Source organism: Cryobacterium serini, assembly GCF_004404025.1.
Classification (GTDB): domain Bacteria; phylum Actinomycetota; class Actinomycetes; order Actinomycetales; family Microbacteriaceae; genus Cryobacterium; species Cryobacterium serini.
On sequence record NZ_SOHN01000011.1, the window covers coordinates 88,618 to 108,939 of the forward strand.

Genomic DNA, 20,322 nt, shown 5'->3' on the forward strand with positions numbered 1-20,322 from the left:
TAGGTCGAGGATGATGCTCATGGAATCAACGCTCCCGCGGCGGTGAAGGCCGTGGTGACTTCCACCAGAAGGCTCACGCCGTAGGTCGCGGCCACCGGCGAAAGATACTTGGGGGGTGCGATGTAGCGAAATCGTGGATCGTAGGTGTAGTTCTTGCTGTACCCGTTGACGCCGCTGCTGTTGGTCACCCGCACGATGCCGCGATACTTCTGGGCAAGCGATCCGTTGATCGTGAGCACGCCCTGGCTGCCGCCGCGATCGTTGTTCTGCACCTGCACGGTGTGGTCGAGCGAGAGCATGGCCGCGTCGATGCGTCGGTTGTCGGGCAGAAGGGCTCCGCCGCCGCCAGGGCAGCCCCAGCCGGTACAGACCGGGTTCCAGATCCAGAGGGCGTTTTGCGCGACCAGACCGAGCACATCGGCTGCGGTATCCGCGTAAATGATGTTGCCGGTGACGTAGAGAAAATTGTCGGTGGCGACGGTCATGGTGCCGGCGAGGGTGCCCTTGATGAAGGCGTCACCGTGGCGGCAGCCGTACGAGGTGGCAATGGAGGCCACGTTCTCGTTCGACCGGGGAAAGCCGATACCGTTGCCGGCCGCGCAGGTCGCGGCGCTCTGACCGGTCGGCCAGGTGGTAGCGCTCCTGAAATTGGGGTCGGCCGTCAGCAGGGGCACGCTCTGCACGAACAACAGGTTGGCGTCCAATACCGGCACGGTGGCACCGCCAGACGATCCGAGTGCGCCGGTGCCGGTGCCGGGCATACCGCAGGCGGCGGGCATGCTGCCCGACGTGGCCGGTTCGCCGACGACCCGGGTAGCCCTGCTCCACGGTGAGCGGATGGTCATGGTGCCGTTGGAGTTCAGCACGATACTGGTGGGTCCGGTGTAGAGGCAGCCGGGTTCGGCGACGCCGGCGTCGGTGCGGGTCTCACCGCGCAACGACGCGTTCGTCGCGGGCATCGCGATGACGGGGCTGTTGGTGGGCAGGCCGCCGTTGAACACCTGCCCGCCGCAGTTCGATCCGGCAGAGTTTCGGCGCAGGTAGTTCGCCCCGACCGCGCCGGGATTGCCCGTGGTGACTTTTCCATTGAACGTCGCGTCGCACACTCGAATGGTGTCGTTGGAGTGCACCGGGCCGTTCACCACGTCCCCGCCACCAAAGGCGACGTCACTGCACACGCTCCAGCCGCCGCTTGGCGCCGGTCGTCCCGCCCAGGCGTAGGTGTCGGCGCAGGAGGGGTTGGTCACGCCGCTCTGGGCCGGATCCTGAATCTCGTACATGGTGAAATACAAAAAGTCGATGAACCCCGCTTGTTTGAGGTTGGCGACGACGCTGCGGGTCTTGGTTCCGACCCGGCCCGTCGAGCGGATGCGCAGCACCCCCGACGACGAGTAGGCCGAGTTATCGACCTCGTAGCGAAACGACGCGGTGCCATCGCCACCGGCAACGCTCGCCCAGCCGCCGGTAGCGCCCGCACCGAAAGCCGGATTGGCCTCGATCGGAGCGATCAGCGTGCTGCCGGAGCTGAACGCCGCAGCGGGGTTGCCGAATCGATAGTAGGTGTTGTCGTTGGCGAGCCGGCTCTCGTATTCGTCGACCCCGGCGTAGGCAGCGGCCATCGCGCCGTTCCAATTCTGGTCGCCGGTGGCTTTGAGGCTGCCGCTGACCGAGAAGGTCATGGCCGTCGCGACGAGGGTGAGCAGCACGAGGCCGATGCCGATCACGACGAGCAGTGCTGCTCCGCGTTCGGGTTTCTGCGCGAGTTGTTCGGTGCGCCAGAGCCAGGCGCGACGAACTGCGCCGCCCATCACGGCCCCCCTCCCGCGAGGCGCACGTTGGGCATGCCGACCGTATTGCTCAGGGTAACCGCGTTGCGGGCATCCGTTGCACTGGCCTGCACCGTGAGGGTGACCGTGACCGTGACGATGCTGCGCAGTTGCACCGGCGTCGGCGCCACATCGACCGGCACAACAACGCCTGCCGAGTCGGCAAAGCTGAACAGCGGCAGACCGCTGCCGGAAGGCGACACGGTCTGGGCCAGGATGCGGGAGGACAGCGCGGTGGTCTCAAAGGTGAAGAGGCCGCCGGAGTGCGGGATCGACGCCCAGCGCGTCTCGACCAGGCGTCGCTCGGCGTCGACCGCGAGACGAATTTTCACCGGTTGCTGGGTGGAAAAACCGAGGTTGACGTAGGCATACAGGGTGAGGGATTCGTTGCTCGCCTCGGAGATGGCCGGGTCGGCGAGGGCGGGGCTCGCGACAGGGTTTGCCGTGGCGGCGCGAATCGACCGCGCTATCGCATTCATGCCGTTGGACGCTTCACGGGTGCTGGTGCCCAGCGCCGTGGCCGAGCCGAGCGTCCGCGTCGCGCTCACATAGAGTCCCGAGATCATGACCAGACACACGCCGAGCAGCACCACCGACACGAGCAGTTCCACGAGAGACAGACCGGTCTGATCGGTGCGAATTGTGCGCCAGCGCATCACGGGGTCACCACCGTGCGCGGATCGAGAGTGAGAACGGCGCCCGCACTCCCCCGGGTCTGCACGGTCACGCTCGCAGCGATGACCGGAATGATTTGCGCGCCGCTCGTCACTCCGGAAAACAGGGTGAACGAACCAAACGGCAGCCCGAGCTGCGCCGTAGCCCCGACCGGAAGTGGCCCGAAGGTGTAGGTGGTGCCCAGCGCGCAGCCGGGGTCCCCTGGCACAACACCTGCAGGCTGGGACACGGCCCGCAGGTACTGCCCGGCCAGGCCAGTGACGGTGAAGACACCGAGCGGCACGTTCACGGTCGCAGCACCGCCGGGCAAGGTCGCTACCTGAACCGCAACCGTGCCGATCGCGCCGTCCGCGGCCGGAGTGGTCCAGGCCGCTGGGTCGACCGAGACACAGCCCTGCGACGTTGGCGTGGCGGGAATGATCGGAGTGGGCGCTACATAGGTGCCGGCGAAAACCTGATAGCCGGAGGCGAACGGGTGAAGCCGAAAGGTCTGGGTGGTCGCAACGCTGGCGTTCAGCGGCGTGTAGGCGGCATAGGTGCTGCGCCAAGTGGTGTGCAGGTCGCTCGGCAGCAGCGTCGTTCCGGTGGTGACGTTGGTGGCGTAATTGACCGTGAGGGTGCCGGCGAGGTCATAGGCGAACGAAACGGATGCCGCGGCTCCGGCCGCGACACCCACCGTCCTCACCGAGGTGGTCGCCTGGTTCTTGTCCACGTAGTTGGGGCGGGAGGCGCTGACGTCGTAGGTGCCGGGCTTGACCTTGAGCAGGTAGCTGCAGCCCTGGGCATCCGTCGCGGGCGGAGCGACTGACAGGGTCTGGGCACCGTTGGGGACCGCGTTCGGCACGGCCGAGATGGCGACCCCGGCGGCCCCGGTGCCGGCGGCGGTGAGCACCGACACGAGGATGGTGCCGAGGGTGGGATCGTTGATGCGACTGCCGGGGGCGAGCGCGCTGTCGGCGCGCACGAGCGGGGTCGAAGCGCGCATGCTGTTCCAGCCGACCGTGACGTTGATGTGGCGGTAGCGCAGCTGGCCGCCTCCGGAACCACAGTTACCATCGGCCCCGGTGGAGGTCTCCCAGGCTGTGGCGCGGTGCACGGAGAAGGTGGTGCCGTTCAGTACGACCGTGCTGTCGCGGTCGAGCACGCTGAACACGTCGCCGCTCGAGCGGGCCAGGTCGATCTCCTGGGCGGCCAGGTTGGTGGCGACTTCGCGGGACCGGGCGTCGTTGCTGAGGTAGAGCGAGGTGACGATGCCGTAACCCACGCCGACGGCGATGATTGCAAAGATCAGCATGGCCACGAGAACTTCGATCAGGCTGATGCCGGCCTCGGGGTTCGCTCGGAGGTCGGAGACACCTAGGCGACGTAATAGTGCACGCACGGGGCCTCCTTCGAAAGCGAAGTGCTAGGGACAAGCTGGTGAAAATAGCAGGCAGCAGATGGCTGACAGGTGTGGGTTGGCGGCAAAGCCGCGCAACCGGGGCGACCTCAAGTTCGCCCCGGCCGACGCCGAGCCTGCGCTCGAGCGATTTAGAAGGTGCAGGTCGTTGGTGCAGCCGTTGTGGCCTGCTTGGTGATGCCGAGGAGGTCGGTCACGTAGAACTGCACGCCGGTCGCGCTGGTGGCGCCGATGCAGAAGGTGGGGTCGGTCACTGCGCCAATGTGTACATAGCTGATCGAGGCCGTGTTCGGGCTCTGGGTGTAGCCGTAGCTCGCGATTCCGGCGATCGAGCCGAGCGTCGCGGTTGCGATCGGCGCACCGGTCTCGGTCTGCAGCGCGATGATGGCGGTCTTGGCGTTGGCGAGGTCGCTCTTGACGTTCGCGTCCTTGGCGTTGTTCTGCACGCCCAGGTAGATCGGGATGGCGATGGCGGCGAGAATTCCGATGATGATCACGACAACGAGCAACTCGATCAGCGTGAACCCTCTTTGGTTCTCGGTGAAGCGTGCGCGGCGCAGGTTGAGGGAAGCGAGCAGGCGAGTGAGCATGATGTATCCATTCGGGTTGGAGTGGGTCGTGCGAGGCGAGCCGGGTAAGGACTCGTTGTGCTGTGATTGTGTGTTGCGGTGACTCTTTCGACCGACGATGCGATCGGAGCTTCAGATTAGGGGCGCGATTTTCTTGGGCACGACCCACGTTTGCGGGTGATTTGGGTAATACCCACCCCCCAGAAAGAACGCCACCCAAAGGGGGCGGCCTACTTACGCGCGGGCGCGCCAAAAGCCCCCGCCGGAGCGGGGGGATCGGGGCAGACAGGGCTACTTGATCATGCTGGCGATGCTGAAGATGGGAAGGTAGAGGGCAACGACCATGCCGCCGATGACAACGCCGAGAAAGGCGATCAGCAGCGGCTCGATCATGGCGGTGAGCTGCTCAGTGGCCGTGTGCACCTCCTGATCGTAGAAGTCGGCGATCTTGTCGAGCATCAGCTCGAGCGTGCCGGCATCCTCTCCCACTGCGATCATCTGGGTGACCATGGCCGGAAAGACCGAATGCTCCTGCAGCGGCTCCGAGACCGACTGCCCGCGGCGCACCCCCTCCGCTACCTGGCTGAGGGCGTTCTCGATGGCCCAGTTGCCGCTGGTCTCCCCCACGATCGCGAGGGCCTGCAGAATGGGCACGCCAGCGCCGAGCATGTTGGCGAAGTTGCGGCTGAAGCGCGCCACGGAGATCTTCTTCTGCAGTGGGCCGAACACTGGCACTCTCAGCCGCAGCGGGTCGAGCACCCGGCGCACCCGGTCGGTGTGTTTGTTGCGACGCCACCACACGGCGAACGCGATACCGAAAACGAGGCCGATTGGCACGACATAGATCATCGATCCCGACAGGGTCACGAGTAGCTGGGTGGGTAGCGGCAACGAGCCGCCGAGCCCGGCGAACATATCCTGAAAGATGGGCACGATGAAGATCAGCATGATCATCACGGCGGCAACCGACATGGACAGCACGATCACCGGATAGGTCATCGCCGCCTTGATGGTGTCGCGCAGCTTGACCTCCTTCTCGAAGTTCTCGGCGATCGAGTTCAAGGCCTGGTCGAGAAAACCGCCGGTCTCGCCGGCCCGCACCATGTTGACCATGATGGGGGGAAAGGCCAGCGGATGCTTCGCGAGCGAGTCCGAGATAGACTGCCCGGCCTCGACGTCGTCCCGCACCAGTGCGAGCACCGCCGCGAGCGGTTTGCTCTCGGTCTGCTCGTTGAGAATGCGCAGCGCCCGCAGCAGCGACAGCCCGGCCGAGATCATGGTCGCGAACTGCCGACTCAGAACGGCGAGATCTTTCAGGCGAACCGCGCGAGAGAAGCCCGGCAGCGCAATGGACCGCGCCATTCCGGTGGCGGGCGGAGCCTCCACGATCGAGACTGGAGCGATGCCCTGAGAGTTCAGTCGCGCGGCCACCTGACCCGAGTTCTGCGCATCGACTCGTCCCTTAACGTTCCTGCCCCTCGTGTCGCGACCGGTGTAATTGAAGACCAGTGCGTCCGGCATCAGTTCACCGCGCGGGAGAACCCGACGTTGTAGTCGACGTCGTGGCCGGCGTCGTACCCGGCTCCGGCCCCCGCGAAGGCAAAGGCCCCGGCCGCCGGTTCGGCGCGGTGAATGAGCAGTTCGAGTCCGGCAATATCCTGGGCCTTGGCGTGCGCGGCCGTGCGGGTGATCTGCCCCGTGTTGACCAGTTCGGCGAGGTGCTGATCCATGGTGTGCATGCCGCGTTCCCGCCCGGTCTGCATCATCGATTCGATCTGGTGCGTTTTGCCCTCACGAATGAGGTTGGCGATGGCCGGAGTGGTGACCAGAACTTCCGTCGCGGCGACCCGGCCGGCCCCGTTCGCCCACTTCACCAGGGTCTGGCAGACAACGCCCTGCAGGGTTTGGGCGAGTTGTGCCCGCACCTGGTTCTGTTGGTGCGGTGGAAACACATCGATGATGCGGTCGATGGTTTGCGCCGCGCTCTGCGTGTGCAGCGTCGCGAACACGAGGTGCCCGGTCTCTGCGGCGGTCAGTGCCACCTGGATCGTCTCGAGATCGCGCAATTCACCGATGAGAATGACGTCGGGGTCCTGCCGCAGCACGTGCTTTAAAGCGGATGCGAAACTCGCCGTGTCGTGCCCCACCTCGCGCTGGGTCACCAGGGACTTCTTGTGGGCGTGCAAGAACTCGATCGGGTCTTCGACTGTGACGATATGGTCGGCCCTGGTGCTGTTCACGAGGTCGACGAGGGCTGCCAGCGTCGTGGATTTGCCCGAGCCGGTCGGCCCGGCAACGAGTACCAGCCCGCGAGGCAGCCCGGCGAATGTGGACACCGATTGAGGGATACCCAGGGCTTTAAGGTCTTTGATCTCGTGTGGAATGAGCCGAAAGACCGCGCCGACGGCGCCACGCTGCTGGTGCACGTTGACCCGAAATCGGCTGGACGCGCCGGTGACCGCGGCATCCTGCAGCGTGTAAGCGAAATCCAGTTCATGATCACGATCAAAGATGACCTGTTGAGCCCGGGTGAGAATGCTGCGGATGGCCCGGTCTGCTTTCTGGCTCGACCAGGCCGGGCCGACGCCGACCGGGCCGAGATCGCCGTCGCGGCGAATGCTCGGCGGAGCGCCGACAGATACGTGCAGGTCGGATGCCTGCCGCAGCACGACCTCATGGAGGGCTTCGAACAGGTCGACGTCGGGTAGGCCGAGAACATCGGGCGCGGCCGGGTCGACACCGCGCAGCATGCGGTCGCCGGGAACGCTTCGGAGCGGCACACGCCTGCGCCGGAGATTCGTGGGCAGCACATGAATTTCGTCATAGTGGGTGGCGTTCACTGCGGCGCTTGCCGAAACCGGGGCGAAGCCCGCCAGGTCGCCGGCTATGAGGGTGTCGTTTCGTGACAGAGAGGTTTTCGGGTCGTCCATGAGCAATTCCTTCTCGGAGCAAGCGTGTCGGGTACTGATTGCCGCGAAGAAATGCGGCCCTTCGGGTACGCGACCACTCGCCGAGGGTACGGCGAACGGTCGTTGCAGGCCTCGCGAGAATGGAGCCAGGGTAAGTCTTATTCGCAAGAGGTCTACGTCTGGCGCAACGCTATTGAAGCTCCCTACGCGGCGGTAGCCCGCGATCTGGGGGTGTGCCGCTTACTGGCTGAGCGTCACCCCGGTTGGATCCAGCAGAACGTAGATCGTGCCGAGAACGGTCATTTCGTTCACGCTCGCTCCCTCACCGGTATCGGTCACCACCGTGGAAATCGCGATGCTCCGCTCGCCGTGCTGAAGGCCGGCCACGAAGTCGAAGAGATTGCTGTGAGCACCGGCGATTGTCAGGGTAACGGTTACCGCCAGATAGTTTTCCGGGTTGAGAACCGATGATGCCGCGGGAACAGCGGATGCGACGGCTGCGGAATCCGTGCCCGTTCCTGCCTCTGCCGCAGCACTGTCGGCGGCCACTTCCGCGGCGGGCTGAAAAGCAACCGCGTCGCTGATGACCAGCGAATTCAGTGTCACGCTGTTCTGTCGGGCAATGACTTCGAGCTCATCCAAAAAGTCGGGAATTCCGGCATCGACCGGTACCCCGCTCTGCAGGGTGGCGAGGTAGGTGCGGAGTTCTGCGATTCCGGCAAAGTCCCGTTTGAGAACGATCAGATCGGCTTCGTGTTGAGTATTCTGCGTCAGTATGACCTCGCGCTGTGCCTTTGCGGCCTGAATCTCGTCCAGTTTTGGCGCGATCCCGAGCATGCCGCCGAGAACCACCGAAGCGCCGACGATCAAGATCAGCACAGCGCCGAATAATCTGTTGCGAGTCATAGTGTCACTGTCCCCCGATGCGATTTGATCGCGCATCTTCATTGATATTGATGACCATTTCGACGACGTACTGACCGGTTTGGGTGCGGGTCACCGAACCGGGGTGGGCATCGGCGTAGCCGGGCAGCGTGCGCAGGTTCGTCAACCACATGGGAACAGCTGGCAATGTCGGGCTGGTTAAGCTCAGCGTCAGACTGGCAACACGCGGGTTATATAAGGGAACGCTGCTTTGCTCGTATTCCGCCCACGGCGTACCGGAACCGACCGCAATAGCCTCAATGGTGACATCGGACGGCAGACTTGCTCGTACGGCCACCATGTAAGCACGCCAATCGACCTCGGTTTCAGCAGCCAGCTGCCGCGCAGCCGTTGTCATTTCTATTTGGTTTTGAACGTTGCGAACCTCCGAGTATTTTGCGGACTCCTGCAACAATTCTGTGGTGCGCGCCTCGGCGGCGGCAAGCCGATTTTGTGCCCGCCCGGCTTCAAGGGACACGGTCGCGACAGCGGCGATAACGACCAGCACGATGCCGGCGGCAACGATTGACATGATTCGGCGCAGCAGCCGGCCCTGACGGGCGGCCTTGAGCTCGGGGGGAAGCAGGTCTGCGCGTGGTTCCCCGCCGAGGACCAGCTCATGGCCATCCGTTGTGCGTCTCATGCCTTGCTCCCTAGTGCGAGGCCAAGCGCAGCAACGAACGTGCACTGGGAGTTGTCGAGATCTTGCTGATTGACATCGGGTCCGAGTTCGAGTGCGCCGTACGGTTTCGCTGCAACCACCGGAAAACGAGTCAGCGCGCTGAGCGCAGTACCGAAGCCTTCGAGCCGGGCGCCCCCGCCCATGAGCACGATGCGTCCGATGGGTAGTTCCGGACGGCTGTTCGTGAAGTAGGCAACGGTGTTGCGCAGGCTTTCGAGCAGTTCCGAGGTGATCTCCCGAATGATCGTGGCGGCTATTTCATCTTCTGGTGCAGCCTCATCCACTAGGCCCACCCGCCTCTTAAGCAACTCCGCCGCCTCTTCATCGAGGTCGAGACGCACGCGCAGCGCCTTGGTGAGCTGATTGCCGCCGGAAGGAATCACGCGCACGAACTGCGGCACGGCGTTCGACGAGATAAGCACGCTCGACGAGCCGCCACCGATATCAATCTGCACGATCACCTCGGGGGCGGTCACTGCGCGGTGAATCGCACGACTGCGTGCGAACGACATGATGTCAACGTTGATCGTGCGCAGTCCGGCAAGCCGGGCGGCCCTGATGTGCGACTGCACGACACCTTTCATGGCTGCGATCAGCAGCCCGGCAATTTGCGGGTCAGCCTCCCCCTCGCCGTCGACCTCGGCAATGGGGTAGAAGTCGAGCAGCGCCTCGGCGGTGGGAAACGACAGCAGGTCCTGCACCTGAAATGGCAGCGACTCGCGAATGCGGCGCAGCGACATCTTGGGCACGGTCAGGTTGCGCACGACCATGCGGTGATAGCCCATTCCGAGCACGACGTCTTTGGTCGTGAATCCGCCGCTCGACCACATCCGCTTCAGCGCCGCGGCGACGACAGCCGGCTCCAGTACCTCACCGCGGCTGACCGCGCCAAAGGGCAGCAGCTCTTCGTAGCAGCGCACGAGCACGGGATGATCCGTTTCGGCATCCCGCATCTCTACGGCGCGCACGGCGGTGGTGCCGATGTCGAGTCCGACCACACGTGTCGTCATTTGTTTCCCCCAGTAAGAATTCGGTTCATAAGCGGTGATCGAAGAGCGGGCCGGGTCGTGACACCCGCCAATTAGGCGAGGCCGTAAAGCGTGAGGTAGCCGATGGCTATCTCGTCGCCGAAGAAGACGCCAAGCCAGGCGGCCAGCAGCATCCACGGGCCGAACGGAATGCCACTGCGGCGTTTGGCCTTACGAGTGGCGAGCAGAAGGAGCCCGAACACGCCGCCGAGCAGAAAGGCTCCGAACGCCCCCACGATCAGGGGGCCCCACCCCAGATAGCCGAGGTAAAGGCCGAGCAGCCCGGCAAGTTTCACGTCACCGAGCCCCATGCCGCCGGGGCTGATCAGCGCCAGGGCCAGGTAGAGGCCGAACAGCGCCCCCGCTCCAATCAGGGTGGTCAGCAGACGACCCGGTTCGCCCGCCACAAGGGAGGCCGCAGTGAGCAACACGGCAGCCACCGGGTAGGCCGGCAGCAGAATCTTGTTTGGCAGGGTGTGCGTGTCGAGGTCGATCATGGCCAGGGCAACGCTGATCGCCGCCAAGTAGAGGAACGCCACGAGCACGATGAGCTGAGTGGCGAGGGTGTTGTCGTTGGCAGTGACGGCCGCCCAGCCAGAACCGGCGGTCGAGAACACCCAGAGAGCCACGATCGCGAAGAAGACTCCGGTGCCAAGTTCCACCGCGGGGTAACGGGGCGAAATCGGCGCCCGGCAATCACGACATTCGCCGCGCAGCACGAACCAACTCAATACCGGAATGTTGTCGTACGGCCGAATGCGCGCGCCGCAGCAGCTACACGAACTCGGCGGAGAGACGATGGAGCGGCCGGCCGGTATGCGGTAGATCACCACGTTGAGGAAGGAACCGATGACGGCGCCCAGGATGCCGAATAGCCCGGCAACGATGCTAGCCATTCAGGTCTCGAATCGAATGCCGCACACCCAGGGTAGAAATCCCCGAAGCTGTTGCCCCGCCACTGACCGAGGTTGCGCCCGGAAAACCGACCTCAGCGTAGGTGTAAACACCCGAGTTGCCCAGTTGCACGGTTCCGCCCCAAATTTGACCCCGCCACTGAGACGAGGTGGAGATATTAACGTTGCAGGGCGTGTAAACCATCACATCAACGTTTTGATTGACTTTGACTGATTCGATTACTGAAAAGTTACCAGCGTGACCATTACATTTTGCCTTATCGTTGGGCGACTTGTCCGAAGTCACCAACCAGAGTTTTTGCTTCGCTGCGGCATCGATTCGAGCAGTTTCCCGAAATTGAAAGCTGTCCGCGACGATAGCAATGTCGCTGCTGATGGTCAGGGTTCCATTACTCGAGACGTCGACACCATCGGCGCACTCGATGATTCCAGGAGCGCCAGCGAGGTCGTTAGCGGCCAACTGGAGCGCAGCGAGAGTGCACGTACCCTCAATTGGCACCACGTTTTCGAAATATGCCCAAGCGGCCTGATCCTTCTGACTCTTTTCCTTTTTGGGCTTAGCCCCATTTGTCTTGGAGTATTTGTATTTCAGGTCATACCATCCGGGATCGACGAATTCCGGTTTCGACTTGTCCTTAGCAGTGCCGTGAACTGCCGCCGTTCCGCTCATAGTTAGCTTGCCGGAGACCCAGGCATTCCCGTAAACGGCGCAGGACTCGCCCAATCGCAAGTCACCGTCGTAGAGGAGCACGTTGCCAACGTTGGCGCCAGAACCGACACAACTTGCGTCTCCGTTGCGCACAATAATCGATGAGGTGTTTGCATGGATAGCCACAGAATCGACTACGGAAAAACCCGAATCCGCGTAGATGGCAATCCCATCCGTCGTGCCGGATCCCGTCATATTCAGGGCATAGATCGCTTCGATAGTTCGCGTGTTACCGCTCGCGTTGCCGGCTTGACCGTTCTGAATGGCATATCCGGTAGAGACAATCTTGATTTGCGTGACGGCGTCGCCGACAGGGCAGCCGTTGCCCCAGTCGCCGGTGATGGCACTGGGCCAGTACGAAATGGTGACCGTAGCGACTGGCGTAGGGACAGCTGTACCGAGGGTGACTGTGTCGCAAGGGGCAGTAGTGAGTTTAAAAAGGGTGTCGTCAATGCCGGCCTCGGCCGCAGCTTGGGCCTGCACACCTGCGCGGGCGGCGCTGCTGACACCGAGGGAGTTCATGGTGGATCCGGCGATCGCGAGAGTGGCAATGGCAGCCACAGCCATGAGCCCGACGACTGCGAGCAAGCTGCTGCCACGCTCACTGGCGACAGCGGCCGGTGTCACTCGATTTCGAAGCATCGTGCAGTCTCCGTTGACGGACCTTGGCGAGTCTTGAACGCGGTTGAGATGAGTGCCGGGCTGCCGTCGCCGTCTGCGTTGATCATGAAGTTGAGGGTGATCGCCGGGTTCACTGTGTTCGCGCCAGAGAAGATAGGTTGACCGTTTGGGAAGAGGCCGGAACCGAGCAGAGTCCAGCCGGTCAGATTGTCGACACTGGTCGCGTTGATAGCCTCCGGGGTCGCGCCTCGCTGGTAGTACATGGCTCCGCCGTTCTCTTCTGTGTAAAACCATGCTTGGCAGACGCGGTCCGCTGCGGTCTGGGCCGGGTCGCTGCTTACGGTGGTGAGCACGAGAAGTTGGTCATCGGGGTCGTCGGGGGTGTTCTCAGGCAGGTCGAGTTGGGTGGCATTGCGCATCCCGGAAGATATTGAAGTAACAATGAGTTGGCTAACGCCATTGGCGTCAGCGCTAGCTAGAACCTTTTGTTCGGACTCCATGGCGTTGAGTAAAATACCGCCAACGAGCGTAAAAATGAGCACCATCAAGCTGGAGTAGATCAGAACCTCGACCAGGGTGTAGCCGGCTTCGTTAGAGCGCCGCTCGCGTAGTCGAGCGAGTAGCCGAGAAATGTGGCGTCGCTTTTTGTGTTGCATCGTTGGCATAGGTCCTCTAGCCCGTGACAAAGATGAGTGTGGTGGCTTCAGCGAGCATAGGTACCGGGTCACTTGCAGAAACGGATACTGTCACGGGCACTTTCGCTGGGTAGTCGCTGGCCGGACAGTCAATCTCAATGGTCTGTGAGAACTTACGTCCTCCCGCATCGAACTCGGATGGGAGATTATTGCCGTACGTCTCAAGCACCGCGCAGGTCGTGCCCAGGGCACGGAGCTCAGACATTTGCGTAGACACGAGCTGCGTGGCCGTGGATAGGGACGCATTGGAGACCGAAACTCGCAGCGCGGTGACCAGCATCGGCAGAAAGGCTATAGCGAGAAGGGAGAGCAGCAGCATCGAGACGACAATCTCGATCATGCCAAAGCCGCCGTCGCGAGGTCGTGAATTCATCACGGGGCGGTGTGGCACTGACACTACTTCCCTTCGACTACGGGCAATTTCAAGCACCGGCAGGGCGTCTGGGACGCCCTACCGGTATAGGGCCGTGAGGCAGTGCTACCCCACCTCGGCAGCCGTCGTGGCGACAGGCGCCGCACCCTTTTCCGCAGCGCCCTTTTCGGTGATGTGGTGTAGATGATCGGTGCCAATCGTCGCGCCCCAGTTACCGGTAATAATGAAGGTCGTCGAAGAAGTTACGTCCATGGCGACTGAAATTTCTCCGCTCTCGGTGTACGCGGTAAGGCCGCTCGGAAAGCCGGTTTCTAGGGTGGTGAGCGCGGTACCTTCAACCAGTTCCGCGACAACAGCTGTCTTGGCATTGGTGATAGCGGCTTCCACGGCGCTGTCCTTGGCCTTGTCCTGCTGGCCGAGGTAGATCGGGATGGCGATCGCAGAGAGAACACCGAGGATGAGTACCACCACGAGGAGCTCGATGAGCGTGAAGCCCTTCTCCTTCTCTCCGAGGGCCTTGCGCTTGTTGACCAGGGCTGTCGTAAAGAAGCGGTTCATATGTCTGTGTCCTTTGCGTGGTGCAGCAGTGAGAAATGCGGTGGGCTTAACCGCTTTTAAGCCTAGGTTGGCCCCCACTCTGAACCGTTGTTTTTTTGGGGAGACGCCTACCCCCAGTGGGAGTGCAGCCCAAACGGGGGCTGTACCTCCTGACTACTAATTGACGTAGTCGAAAACGCTGAACATGGGCAGATAGAGCGCCACGACCATGCCCCCGATGATCACGCCAATCACGGCGATCATGAGTGGCTCGATGAGCGCGGTGAGCTGCTCGGTGGTCGACTGCACTTCCTGGTCGTAAAAATCGGCGATCTTGGTGAGCATCTGCTCGAGCGCACCGGCATCCTCTCCCACGGCAATCATCTGCGTGACCATGGTCGGAAAGACCGGCTCGAGTGAGAGGGGCCCCGCAATGGAGCGGCCCTGACTTACTGATTCCTGCACCTTGACCAGTGCTGACTCGATGACCCAATTGCCCGATGTCTCGCCGACGATCTTGAGCGAGTGCAATATAGGCACACCGGCGCCGATCATGGTCGCGAAGTTGCGGCTGAACCGTGCGATGGCAAGCTTGGAGAGCAGCAGGCCGAACACGGGCAGTTTGAGCTTGAATGGGTCGACCACGCGGCGCACGGCCAGGGTGTGCTTGTTTTTGCGCCACCACAACGAGAAAACGATGACGGCAATGAGCAGCACCGGGGCCACCCAAATCATGCCGTTGGAGAGCACAACGAGCACCTTGGTGGCCGCGGGCAGTTCGCCACCGAGACCCTGGAACATCTTCTCGAACACGGGAACGATGAAGATGAGCATGCCCACCACGGCGAGAAGTGCCATGACCAGCACGATCACCGGGTAGGCGAGTGCGCTCTTGATCGTGTCGCGCAGCTTCATCTCTGACTCGAAGTTGTCCGCGATGGAGTTGAGGGCGTCTTCGAGAAAACCACCGGTCTCCCCCGCGCGCACCAGGTTGATCATAATCGGGGGAAACACCACGTCGTGCTTATCGAAGGCATCGGAGAGTGACACGCCGGTCTCGACGTCGCTGCGAATACCTGCGAGCACCTGGGCGAGCTGCTTGTTCTCAGTCTGCTCCGACAGAATATTCAGTGTGCGCAGCAGCGACAGCCCGGCCGCGGTCATGGTCGCCATCTGGCGGCTCATCACGGCGAGGTCGGTCAGGCCGATGTGCTTCTGAAACCCGGGGATGCTCAGATCCGCGTGAAGCCCCGTGAGCTTGCGGGCCGGCGCAATCGAAATGGGCGAGAGCCCCATGGAGCGCAGTTGTAGAAGCGCTGCCCGCTCCGACGCCGCGTCCATACGACCTTTGACTACGCGGTCGCGGGAATCCCGGCTGGTGTAGCTGAACGAGGTTTCGGAAGACATCTAGCGCCTCCCGCGCGAAAATGAATCGTTGAAGTCAATTTCGCCATGGCTCAGATCGCTTGCCGGGGCGGTCGTCGGATCAACCCGGTGCACGAGTTGCTTGAGCACGTCGACGTCCATTGCCTTCTCTTCGGCGGCCTCACGGGTGATCTGGCCGGCATTGACGAGTTCGGCCAGGTGCTGGTCCATGGTGTGCATGCCGAGCGATCGACCCGACTGCAGCGCCGAAGCAATCTGGTGCGTCTTGCCCTCCCGCACGAGGTTCGCGATGGCTGCCGTGGTCACCAGAATTTCGGTCGCGACCACGCGTCCGCCGCCGATCTTGCGCACGAGGGTCTGGCAGACCACCCCTCGCAGGGTCGCCGCGAGCTGCGTGCGCACTTGCGCCTGCTGGTGCGGCGGAAAAACGTCGATCATACGCTCGATGCTCTGCGCCGCATCCTGGGTGTGCAGGGTGGAAAAAACGAGGTGGCCGGTCTCAGCGGCGGTCAATGCAACCGAGATCGTCTCAAGGTCACGCAGCTCGCCGATCAGAATAACGTTGGGGTCCTGGCGCAGCACGTGCTTGAGAGCGGATGCGAAACTGTGCGTGTCCTGCCCGACCTCACGCTGGCTGATCATCGCTTTCTTGCCCTCGTGAATGAACTCGATCGGGTCCTCCACCGTCACGATGTGGTCGTCCCTGGTGCGATTCACGAGGTCAACCATTGCGGCCAGGGTGGTGGTCTTACCGGAGCCCGTGGGGCCGGTGACCAGCACGAGGCCTCGCGGCAGGTGTGCAAACCGCGCAACAGATTCCGGAATGCCCAGCTCAGCCAACGATTTGATCTCACTCGGAATGAGACGAAAGGCGCCACCGACCGTGTTGCGCTGCTGGTAGAAGTTGACCCGAAAACGGGTGTCCTCCACCGTGTGGGCGAAGTCGAGCTCAAGCTCCTGATCAAATTCGTTCCGCTGCTCGGCCGACAAAATGCTGCTGAGAGCAGCGACGACCTTCTCGGGCGACCAACGATCCCACCCGGGAATCGGCCGCAGGGAACCGTCAACGCGCATGCTCGGCGGTGCACCACCAGAAATGTGCAGGTCGCTCGCTCCCTCGTCTAACACGAGCCGGAGTGCCTTGAGCAGGTCGGGATCGGGCGTTGGTGCGCTGAATTGTGTCGATGATTCGGAACGCATAAGCCTCCTGGAACGGATATCAACGGTAGAGGCGGGCATGTCAGCGACCGGCTTCCCATATTCAGTGTCATCGGATTCCTGGACGGCATAACCGAAGTCGGACGACGTCACTGCGATACCTGCGGGGTCTGACGTTGACGAACCGGGGCATCCCAGAAACTAGGAAACCACACGGAGCACCTCGTCGATCGAGGTCAGCCCGAGAGCGACCTTGGCCCAGCCGTCTTCACGCATGGTGACCATTCCCTGCTTGCGTGCCGCGGCTCCGATCTGCGCGCTCGAGGCGCGGGCCACGGTAAGCCGCTCGATTTCTTCGGACACCGTCATGACCTCGTGAATGCCGAGTCGGCCGCGGTAGCCCGTCTGCGAGCAGCTCGCGCACCCGGCGGGCTTGTAGATGATGGTGCCCGTTGTTGTGGGGTCGATGGCCGGACCGATCTCCGGCATGATCGTAGAACGGTTCGAGACGTAGCCCACCGTGGGATTGACCACAAAACCCAGATAAGCCAGGTCGGTGCGATCATCGGGTACCTTGCAGCGGTCGCACAGGCGCCGAGCCAGCCGCTGTGCCACAACGCAGTCCAGCGCCGAACCCACCAGAAACGGCTCGATGCCCATCTCGGTCAGCCGGGTCATGGCGCTTGGAGCGTCATTGGTGTGCAGGGTCGACAGCACGAGGTGACCGGTGAGCGAGGCCTCAATGGCGATCTTCGCGGTCTCCTGGTCGCGAATCTCACCCAATAGCACAACGTCGGGGTCTGCACGCAGAATGGAACGCAGCGCCACAGCGAAGGTGAGGCCCGCCTTGCGGTTCACCTGCACCTGGTTGACCCCTTGCATGCGGTATTCGACCGGGTCTTCAACGGTGATCACGTTGATCTCTGGCCGGTTGATAGCGTGCAGGGTTGTGTAGAGGGTGGTCGACTTACCCGAGCCTGTCGGCCCGGTGACCAGAATCATGCCGTAGGGCTTGGTGTACGCCATCTCGTACTCGTTGAAGTTATCGGTGAGCAGGTTGAGGCCGTCCATTCTCATCGACGAGGTCGCGTTGTCGAGAATTCGCAGAACGACCTTTTCACCCCAGACCGTGGGCAGAATGGCAACACGCAGGTCGACCGTGCGACCGTTGTGGTGCACGGACATGCGGCCGTCCTGCGGTTTACGGCGCTCGGCGATATCGAGATCACTCATGATCTTGATGCGCGAGGTGACGCCGCCGGCGATGGTTGACGGTGCCTTCTGCATCTCGTGCAGCACGCCGTCGATGCGGTAACGCACGCGCACGTCGTTCTCGCCGGGTTCAATGTGAATATCCGACGCTTTGTCCTGAATCGCTTGGCTGACCAACAGGTTGACGAAGCGCACGATCGGTGCTGCGTCATCCGTTTCCGCTGGCGTCGGGGTGTCGTCGGGCTCCTCACTGTCGGCAGTGAGCGTGGTGCTGAGATCGATCAGTTCGTTATCGGCACGATGGTAGCGTGCAATAGCCGCGTGCAGATCGGACGGCTCGACGACGACCGGGCTGACTCGCATGCGGGCAGCCTCACGCACGTCGTCCACGGCGAATACGTCGCCGGGGTTGACCATAGCCACCACGAGACGACCGTCTTCGAAGCCGATGGGCAGCACGTTGGCCCGGCGGCAGACTGCGGCGGGCACTTTGGCCACGGCCAGCCGATCTACGGGATAGTCGAGCAGCTCGACAAATGGGAGGTTTTTCTGCTCGGCGCGTGCTTTGGCGAACTGCAGCTCGGTGATCGTGCCCACCTCGACCAGGTTGCGCACCATAGCTTCGTCAGCGCGGTCGTTCAAACGTACGGTGTCGAGTTGCTCGTTCGGGAGCAGTCCGTGCACGATTAAAATTTCGGTCAGGCTGGTCACGTATGCGCGGCTCCCCCGGTTCTCAGTCATCTCAACGTGCCTTTGTGGAGGCACACCGCAGTCGCGGCTCGAGACTGACTCTTTACGTTATCGCGGTGGGGAAAGGCGCAACCCGTTCTCACCGCTGGCGACCCTCCAAATAGCGGCCCCAGTTCAGGGGCAACTTTGCCCATAATGGGTTCATTGGGGAGATTGGTCGTCTACCCCCGTTGCGCTACAGCTCGCTATTTCGGGTACATGGCTACTTCAGGAGGGCCGAAGTGGCCGTTACCCGCTCTCGCGGATCAAAATAAAATTTGACTGTACGTCACCATTTTGTTGAGATTGTCTCGTGTTTGTTCTCGATTCGGGCTATAATTGGGGGTGAAGGAGGCACCGACGCCATGACCCTCACCGCTCCGCCCGCAACAGCCGGCCGCATGCCGGAGCCCAGGGGTTCTCGCGTTGCGGCAGTTGCGCAGGCTGCTGCGATTCTGGCTTTGGCGTTTGACGGGGTGCGGTTTGGTCAGCTCGATGACAGCGAAGCTGTCGCGGTCATGGCAGCCCTGGAGGGTTTGGGTCGCAAGGTTGATGGTGTCAGGCTACGCGCCACCACCGACATCGGTGTCCGTGCCGAAACCGACCTCGGCAACGGCTCGCTCGCCTACAAGAACGGATGCCGCAACCGGGTCGAGTTCATCACCCAACTCGCCGGTATCTCCGGCCGCGAAGCGAAACGGCGCCTGAAGCTGGGTGAGACCACGGTCGAACGCACGCCGCTGGGTCTGCCCGTGCCGGCCCGGTACCCGGTCATTGCCGCCGGACTCAGCAGCGGTGAGCTCGGGGTGGAGTCGGCAGAAATCATCGCCACCACGTTGACCGCGCTGCACGGGAAAGTCCTGCAGGACGACCTCGACCAGGTGGAACGTGCACTGGTCGCGTCGGCGACCGGAGCGATCACCCCGGAAACGGCCGGGCTGCCCGGGGCAGGCATCCGCTTCGCTCCCGACCTGCTGCGGGCGCAAGCCCTCGAATGGCAAGGTCGCCTCGACCCGGACGGCACCGCCCCCAACGACGACCTCGTCGAAGCAAAAAGCTCTCTGACGTTCGGGCTGCTGCGCAACGGGCTCTACCCGCTGCGCGCCGACGTCACTCCGGAACTGCGTGGCATCATGGACACCCTCTTCGACACGTACCTGTCGGCCCGGTCTCGCACACCGCGGTTCGAGCCCACCGAACCCGGCGACGACCCCAGCGAGCTGGACGGCGTCGACGCTAGTGATCCGAACGCAGATGGTCAACGGTTTAGCGCCGACCCCTTCACCGGCGACCCCCGCTACGACGGCGACCGCCGCACCGCCGGCGAAAAACGCGCCGACATCCTCCGCTCCGTCTTCGAAGCGGCCGCCCGCGACCCGAGAACCCCGACCATGGGCGGCGCCGCCCCCACCGTCATGATCCACATCAACGCCACCGACCTCGACCAAGGCCACGGTGTCGGCTGGATCGACGGCATTGAAGCCCCAGTATCGTTGCGCCGGGTGAAAGAAGCCATCTGCGCCGGCGGCGCCCAACACGCCATCATCGGCGCCAACGGCGACATCCTCCGCCTCGGCGACAAAATGCGCTGCTTCACCGCCAAACAACGCGCCGCGATCAGTGCCCGCGACGAAGGCTGCATCATCCCCGGCTGCACCACCCCCGCCCACTGGTGCGAAACCCACCACGTCATCCCCTGGCGCAAACACGGCCCCACCACCATCGACAACGGCACCCTCCTCTGCTGGTTCCACCACCACACCATCGACACCAACGGCTGGAACATCCGCATCATCAACGGCAGACCCCAAATACGCGGACCACTACTCTGGGACCCCACCCAAACCTGGCGGCCAGCCCACACCCACCGCGCCANCGCCAACACCCCCAGCCCCGAACCACCCTGGCGCACCTGAGCCAGTGCGCACCTGAACGACCCGGTTCTACAATCTGAATGCGGCGGAGCCTTGAGGCGC

Annotated in this window: 18 protein-coding genes; 1 reads left to right on the plus strand and 17 read right to left on the minus strand. The window is 62.9% G+C overall.

Annotated elements, in window-relative coordinates; all coding sequences use genetic code 11:
* Positions 1-17: 17 nt before the first annotated feature.
* From E3T51_RS09735 to E3T51_RS09815, 17 genes are all read right to left on the minus strand, one after another.
* Positions 18-1,808 (minus strand): hypothetical protein, encoded by a 1,791-nt coding sequence (locus E3T51_RS09735; protein ID WP_134529655.1) that lies wholly within the window; start codon positions 1,806-1,808, stop codon positions 18-20.
* Complete coding sequence (locus E3T51_RS09740) at positions 1,808-2,482, minus strand: prepilin-type N-terminal cleavage/methylation domain-containing protein (protein ID WP_134529656.1); 675 nt, start codon at positions 2,480-2,482, stop codon at positions 1,808-1,810. Before E3T51_RS09740 ends, E3T51_RS09735 begins: the two co-directional genes overlap by 1 nt.
* Positions 2,482-3,882, minus strand: a complete 1,401-nt coding sequence (locus E3T51_RS09745; RefSeq protein WP_134529657.1) for a type IV pilus modification PilV family protein — start codon at positions 3,880-3,882, stop codon at positions 2,482-2,484. Before E3T51_RS09745 ends, E3T51_RS09740 begins: the two co-directional genes overlap by 1 nt.
* Before the next feature lie 149 nt (positions 3,883-4,031).
* Positions 4,032-4,490 (minus strand): prepilin-type N-terminal cleavage/methylation domain-containing protein, encoded by a 459-nt coding sequence (locus E3T51_RS17420; RefSeq protein ID WP_198417852.1) that lies wholly within the window; start codon positions 4,488-4,490, stop codon positions 4,032-4,034.
* A 270-nt stretch (positions 4,491-4,760) separates the two neighbouring features.
* A complete protein-coding gene (locus tag E3T51_RS09755; RefSeq protein WP_134529658.1) occupies positions 4,761-5,990 on the minus strand; it encodes a type II secretion system F family protein in 1,230 nt (409 codons plus the stop codon).
* Positions 5,990-7,399 carry a type IV pilus twitching motility protein PilT gene (locus E3T51_RS09760; RefSeq protein ID WP_277613343.1) on the minus strand — a complete coding sequence of 470 codons (1,410 nt, stop codon included), beginning with the start codon at positions 7,397-7,399 and terminating at the stop codon, positions 5,990-5,992. Before E3T51_RS09760 ends, E3T51_RS09755 begins: the two co-directional genes overlap by 1 nt.
* 219 nt (positions 7,400-7,618) lie before the next feature.
* Positions 7,619-8,284 (minus strand): hypothetical protein, encoded by a 666-nt coding sequence (locus tag E3T51_RS09765; protein ID WP_134529659.1) that lies wholly within the window; start codon positions 8,282-8,284, stop codon positions 7,619-7,621.
* A 4-nt stretch (positions 8,285-8,288) separates the two neighbouring features.
* On the minus strand, positions 8,289-8,834 hold the full coding sequence (locus tag E3T51_RS09770) for a hypothetical protein (protein WP_134529660.1): 546 nt from the start codon (positions 8,832-8,834) through the stop codon (positions 8,289-8,291).
* 107 nt (positions 8,835-8,941) lie between these two features.
* A complete protein-coding gene (gene pilM / locus E3T51_RS09775; RefSeq protein WP_134529661.1) occupies positions 8,942-9,994 on the minus strand; it encodes a type IV pilus assembly protein PilM in 1,053 nt (350 codons plus the stop codon).
* A gap of 71 nt (positions 9,995-10,065) precedes the next feature.
* Positions 10,066-10,908: a prepilin peptidase gene (locus tag E3T51_RS09780; RefSeq protein ID WP_134529662.1), complete on the minus strand. Its 843-nt coding sequence runs from the start codon at positions 10,906-10,908 to the stop codon at positions 10,066-10,068.
* Complete coding sequence (locus E3T51_RS09785; RefSeq protein WP_134529663.1) at positions 10,901-12,277, minus strand: hypothetical protein; 1,377 nt, start codon at positions 12,275-12,277, stop codon at positions 10,901-10,903. Before E3T51_RS09785 ends, E3T51_RS09780 begins: the two co-directional genes overlap by 8 nt.
* A complete protein-coding gene (locus E3T51_RS09790; protein ID WP_134529664.1) occupies positions 12,259-12,912 on the minus strand; it encodes a hypothetical protein in 654 nt (217 codons plus the stop codon). Before E3T51_RS09790 ends, E3T51_RS09785 begins: the two co-directional genes overlap by 19 nt.
* Before the next feature lie 16 nt (positions 12,913-12,928).
* The gene (locus E3T51_RS09795) at positions 12,929-13,324 is read right to left on the minus strand and encodes a type IV pilus modification PilV family protein (RefSeq protein WP_134529665.1); all 396 of its coding nucleotides are present in this window, start codon (positions 13,322-13,324) and stop codon (positions 12,929-12,931) included.
* A 105-nt stretch (positions 13,325-13,429) separates the two neighbouring features.
* Positions 13,430-13,882: a prepilin-type N-terminal cleavage/methylation domain-containing protein gene (locus E3T51_RS09800; RefSeq protein ID WP_134529666.1), complete on the minus strand. Its 453-nt coding sequence runs from the start codon at positions 13,880-13,882 to the stop codon at positions 13,430-13,432.
* Positions 13,883-14,038: 156 nt separating this feature from the next.
* Positions 14,039-15,268, minus strand: a complete 1,230-nt coding sequence (locus E3T51_RS09805) for a type II secretion system F family protein (RefSeq protein ID WP_134529667.1) — start codon at positions 15,266-15,268, stop codon at positions 14,039-14,041.
* Positions 15,269-16,447, minus strand: a complete 1,179-nt coding sequence (locus E3T51_RS09810; RefSeq protein ID WP_134529668.1) for a type IV pilus twitching motility protein PilT — start codon at positions 16,445-16,447, stop codon at positions 15,269-15,271. It abuts the gene before it with no gap.
* Between the two features lie 159 nt (positions 16,448-16,606).
* Positions 16,607-18,328: a GspE/PulE family protein gene (locus E3T51_RS09815; protein WP_134529817.1), complete on the minus strand. Its 1,722-nt coding sequence runs from the start codon at positions 18,326-18,328 to the stop codon at positions 16,607-16,609.
* A 536-nt stretch (positions 18,329-18,864) separates the two neighbouring features.
* Here E3T51_RS09815 and E3T51_RS09820 point away from each other — a divergent pair.
* Positions 18,865-20,262 carry an HNH endonuclease signature motif containing protein gene (locus E3T51_RS09820; protein WP_478213444.1) on the plus strand — a complete coding sequence of 466 codons (1,398 nt, stop codon included), beginning with the start codon at positions 18,865-18,867 and terminating at the stop codon, positions 20,260-20,262.
* Positions 20,263-20,322 lie beyond the last annotated feature (60 nt).

What these genes read in the sequence shown, in the direction of transcription:
- E3T51_RS09810 (WP_134529668.1), bottom strand. Translation starts at nt 16,447, where the DNA reads ATGCGTTCCGAATCATCGACACAATTCAGCGCACCAACGCCCGATCCC.
- pilM (WP_134529661.1), bottom strand. Translation starts at nt 9,994, where the DNA reads ATGACGACACGTGTGGTCGGACTCGACATCGGCACCACCGCCGTGCGC.
- E3T51_RS09805 (WP_134529667.1), bottom strand. Translation starts at nt 15,268, where the DNA reads ATGTCTTCCGAAACCTCGTTCAGCTACACCAGCCGGGATTCCCGCGAC.
- E3T51_RS09800 (WP_134529666.1), bottom strand. Translation starts at nt 13,882, where the DNA reads ATGAACCGCTTCTTTACGACAGCCCTGGTCAACAAGCGCAAGGCCCTC.
- E3T51_RS09760 (WP_277613343.1), bottom strand. Translation starts at nt 7,399, where the DNA reads ATGGACGACCCGAAAACCTCTCTGTCACGAAACGACACCCTCATAGCC.
- E3T51_RS09755 (WP_134529658.1), bottom strand. Translation starts at nt 5,990, where the DNA reads ATGCCGGACGCACTGGTCTTCAATTACACCGGTCGCGACACGAGGGGC.
- E3T51_RS09735 (WP_134529655.1), bottom strand. Translation starts at nt 1,808, where the DNA reads ATGGGCGGCGCAGTTCGTCGCGCCTGGCTCTGGCGCACCGAACAACTC.
- E3T51_RS09740 (WP_134529656.1), bottom strand. Translation starts at nt 2,482, where the DNA reads ATGCGCTGGCGCACAATTCGCACCGATCAGACCGGTCTGTCTCTCGTG.
- E3T51_RS09785 (WP_134529663.1), bottom strand. Translation starts at nt 12,277, where the DNA reads ATGCTTCGAAATCGAGTGACACCGGCCGCTGTCGCCAGTGAGCGTGGC.
- E3T51_RS09795 (WP_134529665.1), bottom strand. Translation starts at nt 13,324, where the DNA reads ATGAATTCACGACCTCGCGACGGCGGCTTTGGCATGATCGAGATTGTC.
- E3T51_RS17420 (WP_198417852.1), bottom strand. Translation starts at nt 4,490, where the DNA reads ATGCTCACTCGCCTGCTCGCTTCCCTCAACCTGCGCCGCGCACGCTTC.
- E3T51_RS09780 (WP_134529662.1), bottom strand. Translation starts at nt 10,908, where the DNA reads ATGGCTAGCATCGTTGCCGGGCTATTCGGCATCCTGGGCGCCGTCATC.
- E3T51_RS09770 (WP_134529660.1), bottom strand. Translation starts at nt 8,834, where the DNA reads ATGTCAATCGTTGCCGCCGGCATCGTGCTGGTCGTTATCGCCGCTGTC.
- E3T51_RS09765 (WP_134529659.1), bottom strand. Translation starts at nt 8,284, where the DNA reads ATGACTCGCAACAGATTATTCGGCGCTGTGCTGATCTTGATCGTCGGC.
- E3T51_RS09790 (WP_134529664.1), bottom strand. Translation starts at nt 12,912, where the DNA reads ATGCAACACAAAAAGCGACGCCACATTTCTCGGCTACTCGCTCGACTA.